The following is a 15859-nucleotide window of genomic DNA, read 5'->3' on the forward strand; positions in this document are numbered from 1 at the left end:
GATATATCAACGCTGATGATTGTTTAGTTAAGGCGTGAAAAAGTAGTATTCTATTGAGGCGATGGGCGATCGCAACTCTCAAATATATGTATCACATTGGTTTTGAGCGAGATGATTTAGGTGCATCACCTCCTGAAATGGCTTTTTTATCTGGTGATCCAGAACGGGCGCGTTTAATAGCTAATACGTATTTACAAGATGTACGCTTGTTATCAGAGCATCGCGGACTCAATAGTTATCTGGGATATTTACCTAATAATCGCCCCATTTTATCAGCTACCAGTGGCATGGGTGCGTCTTCGTTGAGTATTGTGGTGAATGAATTAGTACAAGTAGGTATCCGGCAAATTATTCGCATTGGGACTTGTGGCTCAATTCAACCTCACATCCCTGTCGGTAGTATTGTCATTAGTAGTGGGGCTTTGTGTCGTCAAGGTGCAGCCAACGATATTGCACCTGTGGAATATCCAGCCCTAGCTGATCCGTTTCTGACGGTGGCGTTGGTTCGAGCTGCACAGAAGCTCGGATTTGAACATTATTTAGGAATTACAGCTTCAGTAGATACCTTTTATGAAGGACAGGAACGTACCAATTCAGCGAATCCTCATTTACGGCGATCGCTCCACGGTATTACAGAAGAATATCGGCAATTAAATGTTTTGAACTACGAAATGGAATGCGGTACGCTATTTAAAATGGCGGGAGTGTATGGGTTTGCTGCGGCGGCTGTTTGTGGTGTAGTGGCCCAGCGCACTTTGGCTGAGAATGTGATTGTAGCTCAAAAAGACATGGCTGTGAATCAGGCGATCGCTACTGCCATCCATGCAGTAACTCACTGAGAATTATGATTCTTGCAAATCTACAGGATCTACGTAACCAACCACGTATTTTCGTCATTGCTACTGTAGAGAAGCAATCTCAAAGCCTTGATTTTCGTAGCAAGTGCGTAAGTCATAGTATAGTCTCAGTAGTTTTATCATGTCTTTATTTAATCTTTAATTAAACTCTCAGTAATTACGGATACTATATATTGTGTAAAGTGTAATTCCATTTTTTGGAGATATATAAATACACGATAAAAAGATATCAATACATCACCTCAAAATACACAAATTGACTAGATAGGTCAAAGAAAATATCTAGGTTTAGCTTTATTTACGCAAAAATACAGTGCGAGTAAGGTAAATTTTTACTGTCAATTTTTGTCTAGACTGGGTCATGTAGACATCAAACTCTATATATAAAAAAATGGAGATTCAAATAATATGAAATATGCTCAGAAGCGTCAGATTATTAAAATTCACCTGGCTCTAATAACACTAATACCAACACTAATATCTTTAGCATTTTCTCATCGGGCTACGGCTGATGATCCAGGATCATGTTTTATGATTACCACCTCTGGCAGAATAGTGGGATTGGGAAATTTATGTAGTAGTGTCAATACACCAAATAGCAACAATATTGATAACAACAACAATAGTCAGAATAATAAACAGGTTTTTCAAGTTCCCATCAAACGCCGCCTGGGTAGAACTCCTGTTATTGACGTCACATTTAATGATACAAAATTCTTTGAGATGATTGTAGACACAGGCGCCCACGGTACCTTAATTACTCAAAAGATGGCAAGTACCCTGCAACTTGAGACTACAGGTAGTATGGTAGCCCAAATTGCTGATGGTACTCGAGTAACATTCCCAACAAGTAAGGTAAGTTCTATAGAGGTAGGTGGAGTTGTAGCTAATAATCTAGAAGTAGCGATCGCTTCCAACGGTAATATCGGACTACTAGGCCATGATTTTTTTGGTAACTACGACATCAAAATTCGTGAAAAAGTCATAGAATTTCATACCCGATAAATTACTTTCGAGTTTTCCAGCACATAAATTACATACACAGATAGGCTCATATCCCTGACTTTTGCAAAAAATCGGGGATTTTTTAGTTGAGTATCACTATATATTATTCCTAATAAAATCCCATATTTTGTCCTATTAAAATCACAATTCCAAAAAGACTAAATAATGATTTTCTGTCTTTTTAATAATGGTTTTGTCCTTGACTTTAGCAATTTCCATGAATAAAAATAGCAGTAACAGTTAAACGAAATACAGTTTAATTGTTAGCAAGAAATACTTGAGGAGCTAATAAAATGGCAAACATTACTCTGTCTGAATTAAACATTGCTGGTTCTGAATTGTTCCAAGATTCCGAAAGTTTTCTCAATGAATTGAAAGATGTAGACGTCATCTCTGGTGGTAGCTACGGTTATGGTGGCGGCGGTTATTTCAGCGATGCTTCAACTCTGACTAAGTTAGCTGAAGCATTTGTGACCACATATGCAATTGGTCATGTTACCTACTTAGCCAAGTCATTCAGTTCTAACATAGGTTACTACTAATGGCTTTTATGGCTTCGGGTAACTAGAAGCTAGATGGCTCTTGGGGATTGAAAAGTAAAACTACTTGATGTGATAAACAAGAGATTTGTACTAGCAATCATCCCTGAGAGTCAAATTAAAAATCTCGCAATCAAAGTTTAAGGAGCTAATACAATGGCAAATATCACTCTGTCTGAATTAAACATTGCTGGATCTGACTTATTTCAAGATTCCGAAAGTTTTCTTAATGAATTGAAAGATGTAGATGTCATCTCTGGTGGTAGCTACGATTACGGCTTCAGCGATGCTTCAACTCTGACTAAATTAGCTGAAGCATTTGTGACAGTCTATGCAATCGGTCATGTTACCTACTTAGCCAAATCCTTCAGCTCTGGTGGATACTACTAATGGCTTTTATGGCTTCGGGTAACTAGAAGCTAGATGGCTCTTGGGGATTGAAAAGTAAAACTACTTGATGTGATAAACAAGAAATTTTTACTAGCAATCATCCCTGAGAGCCAGGTTAAAAATCTCGCAATCAAAGTTTAAGGAGCTAACACAATGGCAAATATCACTCTGTCCGAATTAAACATTGCTGGTTCTGAATTGTTCCAAGATTCCGAAAGTTTTCTCAATGAATTGAAAGATGTAGATGTCATCTCTGGTGGTAGCTACGGTTATGGCGGCGGTTACTTCAGTGACATGTCAGCACTGACTAAGTTAGCTGAGGCATTTGTGACAGTCTATGCAATCGGTCATGTTACCTACTTAGCCAAGTCATTCAGTTACGGTTACTAATGGCTGTTATGGCTTCGGGTAACTAGAAGCTAGATAGCTCTTCAGAAATTTAAAGTCTCTAACTCAGATCTTGCACTTAGCCCTGGCGATTAAAAATCGCGGCTATACAAATCAAGTCCGCCTGCGCGGACTCACGAAAAATCAAGGGTTTCCAACCCGCTTAGGCGGGTTTTGCCTGTGTAGCCGTGACTTCCAGTCGCCTGGTGCAAGATGTAAGCTTCCTTCAAGTCGGGAAACCCGCCCAACGGAGTGCCTTGGGAACCCGCGCAAAGCAGTGGCTCCTCCTCGTAGGAGAGAGATTTAGAGAGAGGTTTTCCAGATACCGTGAAAAGTTAGATTACATAGGACTCCTATTGAATTATTGAAAAAACTCTGTATACTCAAAAAATCTTTTTTCCTACTACCCACTCCCAGCCTACGCAAATAATTTTAGGAATCAAACCGGATTCCTATATATAACGCTTATTTATCAGTGAGAAATTCTTCTACGTTGGGTACATCTATCCAACTGGATGTTGTATGAGATTTATGAGATAAATCCATTAATAATTGCGAATAAACACCTTCTCTCAAAGATGGAATTATTGCTTGTTGGCGGTCAATTCCTTGTACCCATTGGTTTACGACACGGATAAATGCACAAATGCGTCCATCAGGGTAATGTTGGGGAAAGACTAAACGTTGGGGTATTTCGATTTCTTGCAGAGGTTGACCAGGTTGGGAACCCCAAACGCGAAATCCATGTATGTAGTCTTTTTGGTTTTCACTACCTAAGACTAATGTACCGCGATCGCCATACACTTCTAACCAGTGTGTCCTTGATGCATGAACCACAGAACTGATAGAGACTTGGCAAGGTGTACCATCTGCTAATTCCAGTGACAGCATACAAGTATCATCGGTATTCACTGGCTTTAATTCCCCGCTAGCAGGGTCAACACGTGTGGGAATAGCAGTACTTAAATGAGCGTTTAATCGGCGTACTGGGCCAAATAACCAGGAAATATAATCGAAGGCGTGGGAACCTAAAGACCCCAATGCACCACCTCCCTTATCTTGAGAAGAATACCAATTCCAAGGACGAGAAGTATCGGCGCGGGAGGAACCTAACCAGTCAATTTTAATTAAGCGCTTGTTTCCTACATAGTTTGTGGATAGTAACTCGGAAAATAATTGCCATCCTGGAACAAAGCGAAATTCAAAATCTACAGTAGCAATTACACCTTGCTTTTGGGCTAATTGCTCAAGTTCTTTCGCTTCCGATACATTTAATGTTATGGGTTTTTCTATTAATATATGTTTGCCTGCTTGCAATGCGGCCTTTGCCATTTCATAGTGTAAAAATGGCGGAGTGGCAATACTCACAGCTTGCACTGCTGGTAAATTTAAAATATCGTCAATGGTGTCGCAGGCATGGGGAATATTTTGGGAATTGGCGATGGCTTTGGCTTTATTAATATCTCGATGATAAACAGCGACTACTTCAGTGCGATGATGTGCTTTAAATCCGGGAAGGTGGACTTTTTGACCAAACCCAGTACCAATTACTGCTACACCAATTGTATTTTGATTTGTTTGTAATTCAGAAACCATAAATTTGATTTGTTAAAAAACTAGAGACTAGAGTTTAGGAATAGTAATTATCCAAATCGTCTATAAAAATCTGGTTTTAATTCCGTTGGCGTAGCCTGCGCTTTGCGCTTAAAAATACGTAGAGTGTGTTAGCGATAGCGTAACGCATCTCAATATAGGGCATGGTGCATTACGAACTCCGTTCTCACACACCCTACAATACCTAATTCTGTAAGCGCAAAGCGCAGGCTACGCCAACAAAAATCAAATAGTAATCCTATAGTAGGAACTATTATGTTCCCGGACGAAAGCGAATATCATCGGGTATATGATGGCGATCGCCTAATATTTCTAACAAAGGACCATTAACGTCAAATTTCACCATACTTACCGACGCGACCAAAATATTCACCCGATAGCGATAGCGCCCTAAATCAATTCCCAGTAAACTGCAAAGCATAATCCGAATCGTGGCTTTATGGGAAACCACTAAAACATTACCTTGGGGATGTTTTTCTTGAATTTCAGCAATTACAGGCATAGAACGGTTAGCAATATCTACCGCAGTTTCTCCACCTAGTGGTGCATTCCAAGCGGGTTCTGTCACCCATTTTAGATAGTTTTCTGCGTAATTCTCTTGGGCAAAAGATTTACTCTTAGTTTCCCATTGACCGTAACTACCTTCTCTAAGTCCGTCACGCAATTGCATATCCATACCGATAGCATCACAAAATGGCTTGGCAGTTGCAATTGTGCGCTTCATGGGGCTAACGTAAACAGCTTCCCACTTCAATTTTTGATAAACATCGGCAAAACTGGATGCCATCTGCATCCCTGGAGAAGTCAATTCCGCATCAGTTTCACCGCAAAAATTACCACTTTGACTATAAGTAGTTTCTCCATGTCGCAGTAAATATAAATTGAGTGTCATAGCTGGTATCGCAATGGGGAATAAAGGAGTTTGTACAAAAATAAACTACCATCAATCTTGCTATCGAGTATGTAAAACCATGACAAAGTAATCAACCAAAAAAGTTGTACAGTTACTAATTAAATGGCGTTTAGACAAATTCGTGTCATCAAGTTCAACCTTACCACTCTAGGCTTGCAAGTTCTCTCTGCTGGTTCTAATGCTTACACGCTAGACAATTCAAGCGTTACACTCTCGACATTAATTTGACATACGACAAATAAAAAGTAACTGTACAGTTGACACCTCTTTTTTCAGCCTCTTATTTTGGCGAAACTATTGAAGCTTTTTATGTCTCTGTCAGCCAATAAAATTGATATCCTTCTAGAGTAATACGATTATCACATTGCTCTGGCTTTATACCACTATATAAATCAACAAAGTTACTATAAAGGTTGAAGCCCGTATGTCTCAGTGACTCTAAATACAAGTATTGCGGATTTGCATCAAAGTTGGCGATGACCAGCACTTTTTCTGATGGACGCTGATGATTGAAACGAATAAAACATAGCAAGTGTTCATTCTCTATGTGTAGCAATTCGCGGTTATTAAAATCAGCAAATGCTGAAATTTCTTTACGAATAGCAATCATTTTTTTTGTAGCATTGAATACTGTGTATTCCACCGTGCCTTGTTTTTTGCGTAAGTCGGCTTTTTCCCAATTGATTTTAGGGCGGTGTACCCAGCGATTATCGTTGGTTTTGCTTGGGTCATCAATATAGCTGTAATCATTGAGTACAGCGATGGCATCACCATTATAAATTAGAGGGATTCCGCCAAAAGATAGAATAATTGCGTGCATTAATAGAATTCTATTAATTGCCAGGGCAATCAAATCCTCATCAGTAGTTTCCAGTGCCGACTCTAATCCCGCTAAAGAAGCTAGTGAACCACAAATACGCGCATCTCCCGTAGCTTCATTAGGCATAAACACCATTCCCCTAGATGAAGATCCATCAAACTGACCACTTAAGTAATCAACTAAAAATCTTCTATGCGCTCTCGGTTCGTAACCGGCTAGGCGAATATCGCTATCGTCAAAACCTAAACCAATGTCATCATGACAACGCACATAGTTTAGCCAAGTGGCGCGTTCTAATTTGTTAGGCAAACTTTTGATGCCTTGGTAAAGTAGCTTAGTGTTTTTAGTGGCGATTCCATCCCATATTAAAGCCATTAAAGTAGCATTATAAGCAATTTCACATTCTTTGGCGGCGATGGCATCCTCGCCAAAATACTTAATTACTTCCACAGGGGCGACGATCGCTTCGGCGATAAACAACACACCGGGCGCAGTCACTTGACAACAATCTTTCATTAACTGCAAAATCAAATGTGCTTTGCGCTCGTTTTGGCAAGAACTACCGATCTTTTTCCATAAAAATGCAACTGCATCGAGTCGGAGAACATCCACGCCTTGATTTGCCCAAAAAAGAATAATGTCGAGCATTTCAATAAAAACTTTGGGATTGCTGTAATTTAAATCCCACTGATAATTATGGAAAACCGTCATCACCCATTTTTCCATTTCGGCATTCCAAGTAAAATTGCCCGGATCTGTTTCCGGAAAAACCTCTGGCATGTTTTGCTCAAACATATCAGGGATTTCTCTGTTTTCAAAAATAAAATAGTAATCTTGAAAACTGCGATCGCCCATCTTCGCCTTTTGCGCCCATTCATGTTCGTCAGAAGTATGATTGAGTACAATGTCCAAAATGAGCGAAATATCACGCTTTCTGAACTCCTTAGCAATGCGGCGAATATCTTCTAAATCACCGACGCGATCGTCAATTTGTCTAAAATCACTGATGGCATAGCCCCCATCACTTTGACCATTAGGACACATCAAAATCGGCATAATATGCACCATATTGATGCCTAGCTCTTGAAAATAGCCTATTTTGTTTTCTAAATCTGCCAGGTTTTCGGCAAAACCGTTGGAATAAAGAGCCATCCCTACCCATTTTTGCGACAAAAACCAATTGTGGTCTTGCTCACGTTGAATATCCAACCGCTCTAACTCTGGAGAGCGATCAATATAGCCTTTCGCCATTGTTTCAACTAGCCGTAACATTTGCCGTTCAAAATCATCACGATGCCCGTATAGTGTAAAAAACAGCGAATAAATAGCGTAAAAGTTCGCACCAAGACGAGTATAAAAATGCCGCAAATCTTGCCGACGAATTTCCGGCTTTAAATCATCTAGTATAGAATTTAACAGTGAGTGGGAAATTTGTTCGTACATCGTATTTAGCTTAAATTATCCTAAAATCCTTTAGTTACATTGTTGACTGAATATTGATAAAATTCGCGCTCGGCAATAGTTGGCACCGCACTATAAATCAACCCAAGGATATTGTAATTTTTTGAGTTACCAAATTATTAATGGTGCCAAAATATTCCGTGGCAAATACAAAGGAATACCCAGAAATACTAAACCACACAATCTACGCCAATAAACCAGAGAAAGTGACACAACATAGCCCATCTTTGCATTTGTTGCTGTGGTTTTTCTCTCATGGCTGTTTATTTTTGATGTGAATATATGGCAGAGTTATCTACCACCCTATCAGGAAAAAAGCCGTATCAAAACTTAAAATTTGAGGATTTCGCGGTCATAACTGTCGGGAAGGGGTTCGATTTCCCAGACTATGCCTTCTCCTGCTTCTAAGGCAACTTCTACGTAGAGTTGTTCTACGGCCGTGGTAGCTATATCTTCATTGTTGGGAAAAGGTTGTAAATCTTCAGTAAGGAGTCGCAATTTAAAACCACCGGGTATGGCTGCACCTACGGTGGCGTTGCGTAACTCAAAGCGCCAATATGGGGCGTCTGGTTCACCTTGGGGTGTAATTATTAATTCATATACTTGCCCGGCGATGGCCAGCTGACGTGATAAGCTAACTCCTGGTTGTCTTTCTTCCACACTCCGCGCCCCAGCTGCACTTAATTGCAGATTTAACTTACCCCAGCCTAAATCTGCGGCTATTTGGGAAACACCTCTTTGCAACCATTGCGCCACTGACCGCTGTTCTGGTAAACCTAAACGTTGTTCATATAAACTTTGTCGCCAACCGCCATGTTCAATTAATTTACCCCACAAGGAAAAAGGGACGGCTAAACGCGGGGTAACGACTTCGGACTTTCCCAGGCGGTTAAGTAAATTTTGGGCTTGTGCTTGTGGTAATGTCGGTAATTCTGGGGTGAGACTGCGTGTAACTTCATGGGGACAAAATTCTTGGGCCACAGTCAATATACTAATATCAGCAATCATATCCATTGCATCTAAAGCGTAAGTGCGATCGCCTGGATCATAATTGCCTTTATTTTTCAGTTGTTCATGGGTACAATACCCCCAAACCCTGACATAGCCTTCATCTGGATCTACTTGTACTGCTAAGTAATAATCACCCACCCAACTCGGAATATCTACCCATTCTTGCGGTACACGCAATTCACTACTATCAATATTTTCACTGGGAACTAAGATAAATCTCGTTGCGTCTACTATGACTGCGGTGCCATTCACCAGTTCCCAAAAGCTGGATAAAGCTTTGGTATGAGGCCAAACTTTGGCTTGGGGTGTAAAATCCTCTTGCAACCAAGGCAAAACAGCACCTAAACACAGTTCATTAATATATGCTTGATAACTACCTGTTTCAGCAAAAGATTGACTGTGAAGTTGTGCTTGATGTTCTACATTGGCGGGAATTTCCAAAATCAGGTCTGTTGACGCAAAAGTTAAGATGGGGGTGTTAGCAGTCATAGGGTTTACTCCGGAGAAATCGGCGGCTAGTGTTGAATTTATTAGGGAAAATTCACTTCCCCGGTATAACAGACGTGACCATCTGTTCTAGCATAAGTCAGTGAGTGGGCGCATTATAGTAGTTGTGTAACCATTCCTCAATCACAGTACTCATACTTGTTAGTAGGTCTGTGGTGACAGAAATATGCAAAGTATTTTGACTCCAACTAGCTAAAGACCGCAGCAAAATTTCTTTAGCTTTAGTTAATCGCCGCGAAACTGTATACTGCTTTATGTCTAGCTGTTTGGCGATGCCGTCTTGATTTAGTTGTTGAGCGTAGTACAATTGCAAAATCTGTTGGACTTGTGGTTCTAATTGAGCGATCGCCTGAGCTAACACCTGTTTAATTTCAGTTTGCTGAGAAGTCCTGGTTTGGGCTTCTTCTTGGGCAACAATTTCATTTATTAAAGATTCTTGTTGTACCCCTGGTAGGTTATCAAGTAATTCCCAAGAATCATCACCACCTTTGGAGATATTTAATGAATCGGGTGTGGGATAAAGATATTTACGTACAGCCTTAGCAGCATTTACTAGCCAACTTTCTAAGGTTTGGATATTGACTTTTTGATTATTTTGTGAAGTGTAAGCTTGGGCCATGTCCTGCCAAAGTTGATCATCTGGTCGAGAAAGTTGGCGAGAGTTACCAGATATGGTAGGCACATAGAGAGTTTTAAAACATTGCCAAGCGACGATGTAACTATGAATGGTATCTGGAGATAAGCCAGCATTTTGCAAAGATTCTTGCAACCGTTTTTGGGATATCTTACGCAGCAAACCCCAATCTGTACAGATATCAACTTCCCGACGTTGGCGTAAAATATCGCGGATAGTACTCCCAAAAACAATACTGGCGTAGCCTTTTAAAGTACTGTTGTGACTGGGATTATAACCTTTTAGGACTTTATCAACTTGAGCGATCGCAATTTGAAAACAATCGGAAAGTTTATATTGCGTACTCACAAAGTTAGCGGCTGTTTTTTGAGAAATCCAATAGCAGGGTTCTTGTAAATAAGCAATAAGATGTTGCTGGGCGAGACATTTAGTTTCTGGAACTTGCCAAAACTTAAACCAATACAGCACCCAAAAATTTTCCGCAGATTCTTTTGGTGTCTTATTCAGACAACCTTGAATGCTGCGACGCAATTTTGATTCCGTAGCCCAATGACTAAAACGATCCGCCTCAAATTGTACGAAAGTCGAAAAAATTTCAATAATGCTTTGTCGAGGTTGCATAAAAAATTGTCAGCCGACCTATAGAAAGAGTGAAGGCGTTAAAAAAAGTCGCCTGCACAAACTTTACTACAAGGAAGAATAGTCATGTTTCGCCTAGTATTTAAATCTTTAACACTGGGTAGTATGGTAGCACTCTCTACTGCAACTACCGTTTTCGCCCAAGTACGCCCATTGCCAACACCACAAAGAACAAACTTTAGTTGTGGTCAGCATATGAGTACTTATGTGGTCAGACCATTGGATAATCGTCAAGGTGTTGGTATTCGTTGCGTTAAATTTAGCGAAGGTAGACCAGGAAGTAAAATTCCCCGATTAGCATGGTACGGCGAAGGCAATTGGGGTGGTTCCACTTATCGCCACGTAGGACAAGCTGTTTACAGAGGTTCTAATCTTGTTGGTTACGCTTCTGATATTCATGGTAATGGCGAAAATATCAACAATAATTTCCCCAATGGTAATATCAAGATCCAAATAGTTAATCCATCAATTATTCGTGTCACTGGTGCATGGAATGAACAATGGCAATTAGTTAGGGCGACCAGCTACAGACCATTACCCAGACCAAGAACTTGCGGTCAGCATTTCGATGAATACCAAGTTTCTGACTTGAATGGTAATCGTCAAGGTAGTGGTTTACGTTGTGTTCTCCGGGCTGGTATGAGAAATACCACTTGGTTTGGTAATGGTAATTGGGGCAATTCTACATATTCCCATATAGGCACACGTTCTTTTAATGGTTACGGTGCAGGTGATATTTGTGGTACTGGTTTTGGCCCAGTTTGTAATACCTTTGGCTGGGGTTCTTTGAAGTTAAATCCTGTAACTAGTGGGTTTAATGTCACAGGTGCTTGGAGTGAAAAGTGGCGTTTATAGACCAGAAATAAATATGGTACAAATTTAAATCTGCAACATTCCCTCTGGATTCACCGACAAGAGCGATCGCCTTTGTAAACCCTCACGATATAAGATTTCATTGGCTGCTAATAATCCACTACTTACCGCCCGTTCCATCAACCCACAAGGAAAAGGCATTTTCACCCAATCCCCCGCAAAGATTAAGTTAGGAACACCAGTACTAGATTCTGGGCGTTCAGCATAACTCTTGGGTGGGTATCCTGAAAAGTTATGTTGATTAACTATTTCTCGATGCAACATTTTTGCTTGTTTCAACTCAGGGACAATTTCATATAGTTCTTGTTCAAAAGTTGCCAACAAAGCCCCTTGAGTAGGAAATTCCTTTTCTTTATAACAATAGGCGTGTAACTCAACCACACTCCCGCCTGTGCGTTGTGACCAATCAATAAATTGTTGTTGGATGCGGTGATAAAGGGTGATGCTGTCAGTTAACTGGTAACCAGATAAAGAGGTAAAATTACTCTGTTCCCAGGCAAAATCACGGTCAAACCAGAAACGACAGACAGCAAAGGGATCAGCAATACTCAATTTTTCCACTTGCGATCGCACTTGTTGATCTACATCACCACTCACGCGCTTAAATAGTTGTTGCACACCAGGGACATCGGTAGCAAAGACATAATAATCTGCGGCGATTGTCTGCGGTGGTGCTGATTCATGATTCATTGCTATTAATTGCAACTCGTCATTTTGTCGTTGCACTACTTGAAACTTCGGTAAATTTTGTTTGGCTGGCCCTTTCAAAACTTTACCATCAGCTGCGAACACTGCTCCATGACAAGGGCAATGAAACTGACCATCGGCTGCTTGTTTAACAGTACAACCTTGATGAGTACAAGTTAAGGAAATGGCTTCTTTGCTATCAGATGGTACTGCATAGACTTCATCAGCCGCGCCAAAGTATTCTACCTTGCCATCAGTAATCACTGAGTTACGCTTGACCCAAAAAGGCACATGACTTTGATTACTGCCGAGATAATATTTTAAGGTATCAATCTTACCATCGACCGCCGGAATCTCACTTACAGTGGCCTCAGTAATAATTGTGCCACCATTACTCGTAATTGCCTGAGCAATGGGTTGCACTAAACTAGTACCCATATCATCTACAGTGCCATTAAAAGCTAGACCTTCCGGGTTACCAAAAAAATAAAAATGGAAGAACTGCATCAGTTCACCCACACTCATTTCATCTGGCGCATTCAAGCTAGATTTGGCAAAGGGTAGAAAATACAAGTCATATAAACCCTGGGGAAACTCAGTTTTTACCCAGTCAGCCACAGAGATATTGTCAAACCGCTGATAATTTTTTTCTCGCTGAAACCCAGTAATGGCCTGGAAGACTTGTAAATGCTTAAATTTCGTCAAATTAATGCCCCAGCGTAACCGATTAGGAGAGGCGATCGCTAAGTCTACAATATTCCAAGGAAAAGCCGAATTACTGGGACGAAATACCTCTGGTTGGTATTTATTATTACGGTAAACCAGAGAATAAAAGTTTAATGATTGAAAATTATTCGTGATTTCCAGTTCCGAAACTATACTTTTAAGATTGTAGTACTGGGGAAAAAAACCATGAAATCCATGTTCCATCATGAAGTTTTCACCAGCGGCTTCTATGGGCCAACTGGCAATTTTACCACCGAGTTGGGGGGCTTTTTCTAAAAGTGTTACCACAAATCCCCGCTGACTCAATTCATATGCACAAGCTAAACCAGCTAAACCGGCACCAACTACTACAACACTTTTATTTTTATTTAAGATTCGTGGCAAACTGAGGGTATCTTTTTGAAAGACAGTTGGCTTTGGTTTAGTAAACCGGGAGTATCCAGTTCCGCCAACAATTGCCCCAATACCAAACAATTTCAGCAGTGTACGACGGGAGATAGCAGATGATTCTGGCGAATTAAATAGTAAACTCATTGGTAAAAAGATTAATGCTTCACGAACAAGGACTGGCGTGAAATATGACTTTCAGTTATTGACCCTTTAGGGTATTTTTCTATTTTAATTTTTCATGAAACAAATTAATTTTGCTGACTCAAAAAAACACTAAATCTTTAACTATAGTTTTTGAGAATACCACATCTTTAACTTCTATAGTAAACCTTTTTATCTGAGGGGTTATCACACAGCAAAATTCGTTTTAACAAATGAGAAGATTATTTGATAGTCTAATATATTATTTAATAATTAGCTACCAAGACCTAAGTAATCTTCATAAAATGCATAAACCCATCGGGTAAGCCGTTAACAGTACACTAGACACTAATACTCATACTGACACTATAAATTATTTAATCAGTATAAAATTTACCCACTTCCCTACTCCCCACTCCCCACTTATGAAGTATTGGCGTGAAACCATAGCTGTGACTCAGCGCATCTTAATTGAACTGTTGCGTCGCAGACGCAGCTTAATTTTTTGGAGTATTTTCCCCATTTCCCTATTAATCCTCAGTGGATTTATATTGGCGGAACGCGCCGAACTACCACTAGCTGAAGCTTTTGCCTATGCTGCACCTTCAACTTTAGTAGGCGCGGCCTTATTTTTTAGTTGTTTGGGTGGTAGTGTAGCTACTGTAGTTGCCGATAGAGAACAACAAACCCTCAAACGCCTGTTTATTTCGCCCTTGAGTGGTACATCCTACTTCTTAGGAATTTTTCTCGCTCACAGTTGCATTGGCATAGGACAAACCCTATTGGTTTATACAATTGCCGCTTTTTGGGGTGCAACTTTCAATGGTTCTATTTTTTTAGGACTGGTAATTATTTTTATAAGCATTATTGCTTACGTAGGCTTAGGCTTTATTTTAGGTACACAATTAGCGCGGCGTACTGAAGATGTTAACGCTTTAGTAGCTGCCTTTGGTGTTCCTTTGCTAATTCTCGGAGGAGCATTTTTACCAGCTTCATTATTTCCCCCAACCCTGATTAATATTGCCAAATATAATCCTATCTATCATATGAATGAAGCCCTTGTAGGAGTTTCATCCCAAGGTCATGATATTACACAAATAAGCTCACATTTTTGGTTTTTATTAATATTTGCCCTAGTAATGGTTATTAGTGGCTGGTTATCTTATCGCCGAATGCTCATAGTAGAAAGAAGACTTTAATGAGCCAGTAGTGAGGACTTTAGTCCTCTAATTTTCTTATTATTAAACCTAAAACACTTTATGCTAAAAATCACCAATCTAAATAAATCCTACAGTAAAACAAAAGTATTGCAAAACTTAAACCTACACATCAACCCAGGAGAAATTTATGGATTACTAGGTGCAAATGGAGCCGGAAAAACAACAACAATCAATATTATTTGTAACTTACTCAAAGCTGATAGTGGTGAAATTACAATCAATAATCACCCAGTTTCCGAGACAACAAAAAAAATAATTGGCATTGCACCCCAAGAGAACTTACTTTATAAAACACTATCTTGTGCAGAAAATCTCAACTTTTTTGCAAATATTTACGGCTTAAACCGGGAAACACGCAAAAAACAAATACAGAAAACTCTCACATCTGTAAACTTATTAGATAGAGCCAACAGTCCTGTAGAAACTCTCAGCGGCGGAATGCGACGACGGTTGAATATTGCAGTCGCCTTAGTACATCAACCCCAATTAGTAATTTTAGATGAACCCACAACAGGATTAGATATTGAAGCGAGATATGAAATTTGGGAATTAATTAGACAACTCAAAAATCAGGGCATTACCGTTTTATTAACCACACATTTATTAGATGAAGCCGAGCGACTGTGTGACAGAATTGGCATTCTTAAACATGGGCAGATTTTAGCTGAAGGAAGTTTAGCCGAGTTACGCACATTAATTCCAGCCCAAGAAGTAATACTAGTACAAACAGACCAACAAGAGCAAGCGATCGCCCGCGCTCAAGAATATGGTTTTACCCACAAATATTATGGTAATGAGTTGGCTTTTTGGTTGCCTGAACCTCTAGAATTAAAAGAAATTATCGCCCGTTTTGAAGGAATAGTCATTGATTCTATTGCTCGTCAACCTGTGCGATTAGAGTATATTTATTTGGAAGTGACACAAGGTAATTAAACGTGAGTTCGACGGAACCTAACCTTGCGTCAGTGCCTGATATTTTTGCCAAATTGGGATGCTCCCCAAGAGTAGGATTTTTAGTTTCATATGCAAACGTAAATTTATTTTA

Annotated in this window: 14 protein-coding genes; 8 read left to right on the top strand and 6 right to left on the bottom strand. The window is 39.9% G+C overall.

Annotation, left to right across the window (positions count from 1 at the left end):
• Positions 1–86: 86 nt before the first annotated feature.
• From ACM0OT_RS09870 to ACM0OT_RS09890, 5 genes are all read left to right on the top strand, one after another.
• Positions 87–839 (top strand): nucleoside phosphorylase, encoded by a 753-nt coding sequence (locus tag ACM0OT_RS09870; protein ID WP_414564192.1) that lies wholly within the window; start codon positions 87–89, stop codon positions 837–839.
• A 426-nt stretch (positions 840–1265) separates the two neighbouring features.
• Positions 1266–1862, top strand: a complete 597-nt coding sequence (locus ACM0OT_RS09875; RefSeq protein ID WP_414564193.1) for a TIGR02281 family clan AA aspartic protease — start codon at positions 1266–1268, stop codon at positions 1860–1862.
• Positions 1863–2155: 293 nt separating this feature from the next.
• The gene (locus tag ACM0OT_RS09880; RefSeq protein ID WP_414564194.1) at positions 2156–2404 is read left to right on the top strand and encodes a hypothetical protein; all 249 of its coding nucleotides are present in this window, start codon (positions 2156–2158) and stop codon (positions 2402–2404) included.
• Positions 2405–2557: 153 nt separating this feature from the next.
• Positions 2558–2791 carry a hypothetical protein gene (locus tag ACM0OT_RS09885; RefSeq protein ID WP_414564195.1) on the top strand — a complete coding sequence of 78 codons (234 nt, stop codon included), beginning with the start codon at positions 2558–2560 and terminating at the stop codon, positions 2789–2791.
• A 153-nt stretch (positions 2792–2944) separates the two neighbouring features.
• Positions 2945–3181 (top strand): hypothetical protein, encoded by a 237-nt coding sequence (locus tag ACM0OT_RS09890; RefSeq protein ID WP_414564196.1) that lies wholly within the window; start codon positions 2945–2947, stop codon positions 3179–3181.
• Positions 3182–3643: 462 nt separating this feature from the next.
• Here the strand turns inward: ACM0OT_RS09890 and ACM0OT_RS09895 are convergent, their stop codons facing one another.
• The 5 genes from ACM0OT_RS09895 to ACM0OT_RS09915 form a co-directional block, all read right to left on the bottom strand.
• Complete coding sequence (locus ACM0OT_RS09895; RefSeq protein WP_414564197.1) at positions 3644–4774, bottom strand: Gfo/Idh/MocA family protein; 1131 nt, start codon at positions 4772–4774, stop codon at positions 3644–3646.
• Between the two features lie 271 nt (positions 4775–5045).
• The gene (locus ACM0OT_RS09900; protein ID WP_414564198.1) at positions 5046–5684 is read right to left on the bottom strand and encodes a histidine phosphatase family protein; all 639 of its coding nucleotides are present in this window, start codon (positions 5682–5684) and stop codon (positions 5046–5048) included.
• A gap of 328 nt (positions 5685–6012) precedes the next feature.
• On the bottom strand, positions 6013–7968 hold the full coding sequence (locus ACM0OT_RS09905) for an alpha-amylase family glycosyl hydrolase (RefSeq protein ID WP_414564199.1): 1956 nt from the start codon (positions 7966–7968) through the stop codon (positions 6013–6015).
• Positions 7969–8316: 348 nt separating this feature from the next.
• Entirely contained in the window at positions 8317–9486 is a 1170-nt protein-coding gene (locus ACM0OT_RS09910) for a DUF1822 family protein (protein ID WP_414564200.1), read from the bottom strand.
• A 97-nt stretch (positions 9487–9583) separates the two neighbouring features.
• The gene (locus ACM0OT_RS09915) at positions 9584–10759 is read right to left on the bottom strand and encodes a sigma-70 family RNA polymerase sigma factor (protein ID WP_414564201.1); all 1176 of its coding nucleotides are present in this window, start codon (positions 10757–10759) and stop codon (positions 9584–9586) included.
• A gap of 84 nt (positions 10760–10843) precedes the next feature.
• Here ACM0OT_RS09915 and ACM0OT_RS09920 point away from each other — a divergent pair, with 84 nt between their 5' ends.
• Positions 10844–11632 carry a hypothetical protein gene (locus ACM0OT_RS09920; RefSeq protein ID WP_414564202.1) on the top strand — a complete coding sequence of 263 codons (789 nt, stop codon included), beginning with the start codon at positions 10844–10846 and terminating at the stop codon, positions 11630–11632.
• Positions 11633–11656: 24 nt separating this feature from the next.
• Here the strand turns inward: ACM0OT_RS09920 and ACM0OT_RS09925 are convergent, their stop codons facing one another.
• Positions 11657–13597: an FAD-dependent oxidoreductase gene (locus ACM0OT_RS09925; protein ID WP_414564203.1), complete on the bottom strand. Its 1941-nt coding sequence runs from the start codon at positions 13595–13597 to the stop codon at positions 11657–11659.
• Positions 13598–14019: 422 nt separating this feature from the next.
• Here ACM0OT_RS09925 and ACM0OT_RS09930 point away from each other — a divergent pair, with 422 nt between their 5' ends.
• Positions 14020–14793 carry an ABC transporter permease gene (locus ACM0OT_RS09930; protein WP_414564204.1) on the top strand — a complete coding sequence of 258 codons (774 nt, stop codon included), beginning with the start codon at positions 14020–14022 and terminating at the stop codon, positions 14791–14793.
• Positions 14794–14853: 60 nt separating this feature from the next.
• Positions 14854–15747, top strand: coding sequence for an ABC transporter ATP-binding protein (locus ACM0OT_RS09935; RefSeq protein ID WP_414564205.1), 894 nt, complete (start codon positions 14854–14856; stop codon positions 15745–15747).
• Positions 15748–15859 lie beyond the last annotated feature (112 nt).

The sequence above is a fragment of the Anabaena sp. CCY 9613 genome, assembly GCF_963920895.1.
Taxonomy (GTDB): Bacteria; Cyanobacteriota; Cyanobacteriia; order Cyanobacteriales; family Nostocaceae; genus Cyanocohniella.

Coding starts and splice junctions, on each gene's coding strand:
- ACM0OT_RS09900 (WP_414564198.1), bottom strand. CDS start 5,684: ATGACACTCAATTTATATTTACTGCGACATGGAGAAACTACTTATAGT.
- ACM0OT_RS09890 (WP_414564196.1), top strand. CDS start 2,945: ATGGCAAATATCACTCTGTCCGAATTAAACATTGCTGGTTCTGAATTG.
- ACM0OT_RS09920 (WP_414564202.1), top strand. CDS start 10,844: ATGTTTCGCCTAGTATTTAAATCTTTAACACTGGGTAGTATGGTAGCA.
- ACM0OT_RS09880 (WP_414564194.1), top strand. CDS start 2,156: ATGGCAAACATTACTCTGTCTGAATTAAACATTGCTGGTTCTGAATTG.
- ACM0OT_RS09905 (WP_414564199.1), bottom strand. CDS start 7,968: ATGTACGAACAAATTTCCCACTCACTGTTAAATTCTATACTAGATGAT.
- ACM0OT_RS09930 (WP_414564204.1), top strand. CDS start 14,020: ATGAAGTATTGGCGTGAAACCATAGCTGTGACTCAGCGCATCTTAATT.
- ACM0OT_RS09915 (WP_414564201.1), bottom strand. CDS start 10,759: ATGCAACCTCGACAAAGCATTATTGAAATTTTTTCGACTTTCGTACAA.
- ACM0OT_RS09875 (WP_414564193.1), top strand. CDS start 1,266: ATGAAATATGCTCAGAAGCGTCAGATTATTAAAATTCACCTGGCTCTA.
- ACM0OT_RS09935 (WP_414564205.1), top strand. CDS start 14,854: ATGCTAAAAATCACCAATCTAAATAAATCCTACAGTAAAACAAAAGTA.
- ACM0OT_RS09910 (WP_414564200.1), bottom strand. CDS start 9,486: ATGACTGCTAACACCCCCATCTTAACTTTTGCGTCAACAGACCTGATT.
- ACM0OT_RS09925 (WP_414564203.1), bottom strand. CDS start 13,597: ATGAGTTTACTATTTAATTCGCCAGAATCATCTGCTATCTCCCGTCGT.
- ACM0OT_RS09870 (WP_414564192.1), top strand. CDS start 87: ATGTATCACATTGGTTTTGAGCGAGATGATTTAGGTGCATCACCTCCT.
- ACM0OT_RS09895 (WP_414564197.1), bottom strand. CDS start 4,774: ATGGTTTCTGAATTACAAACAAATCAAAATACAATTGGTGTAGCAGTA.
- ACM0OT_RS09885 (WP_414564195.1), top strand. CDS start 2,558: ATGGCAAATATCACTCTGTCTGAATTAAACATTGCTGGATCTGACTTA.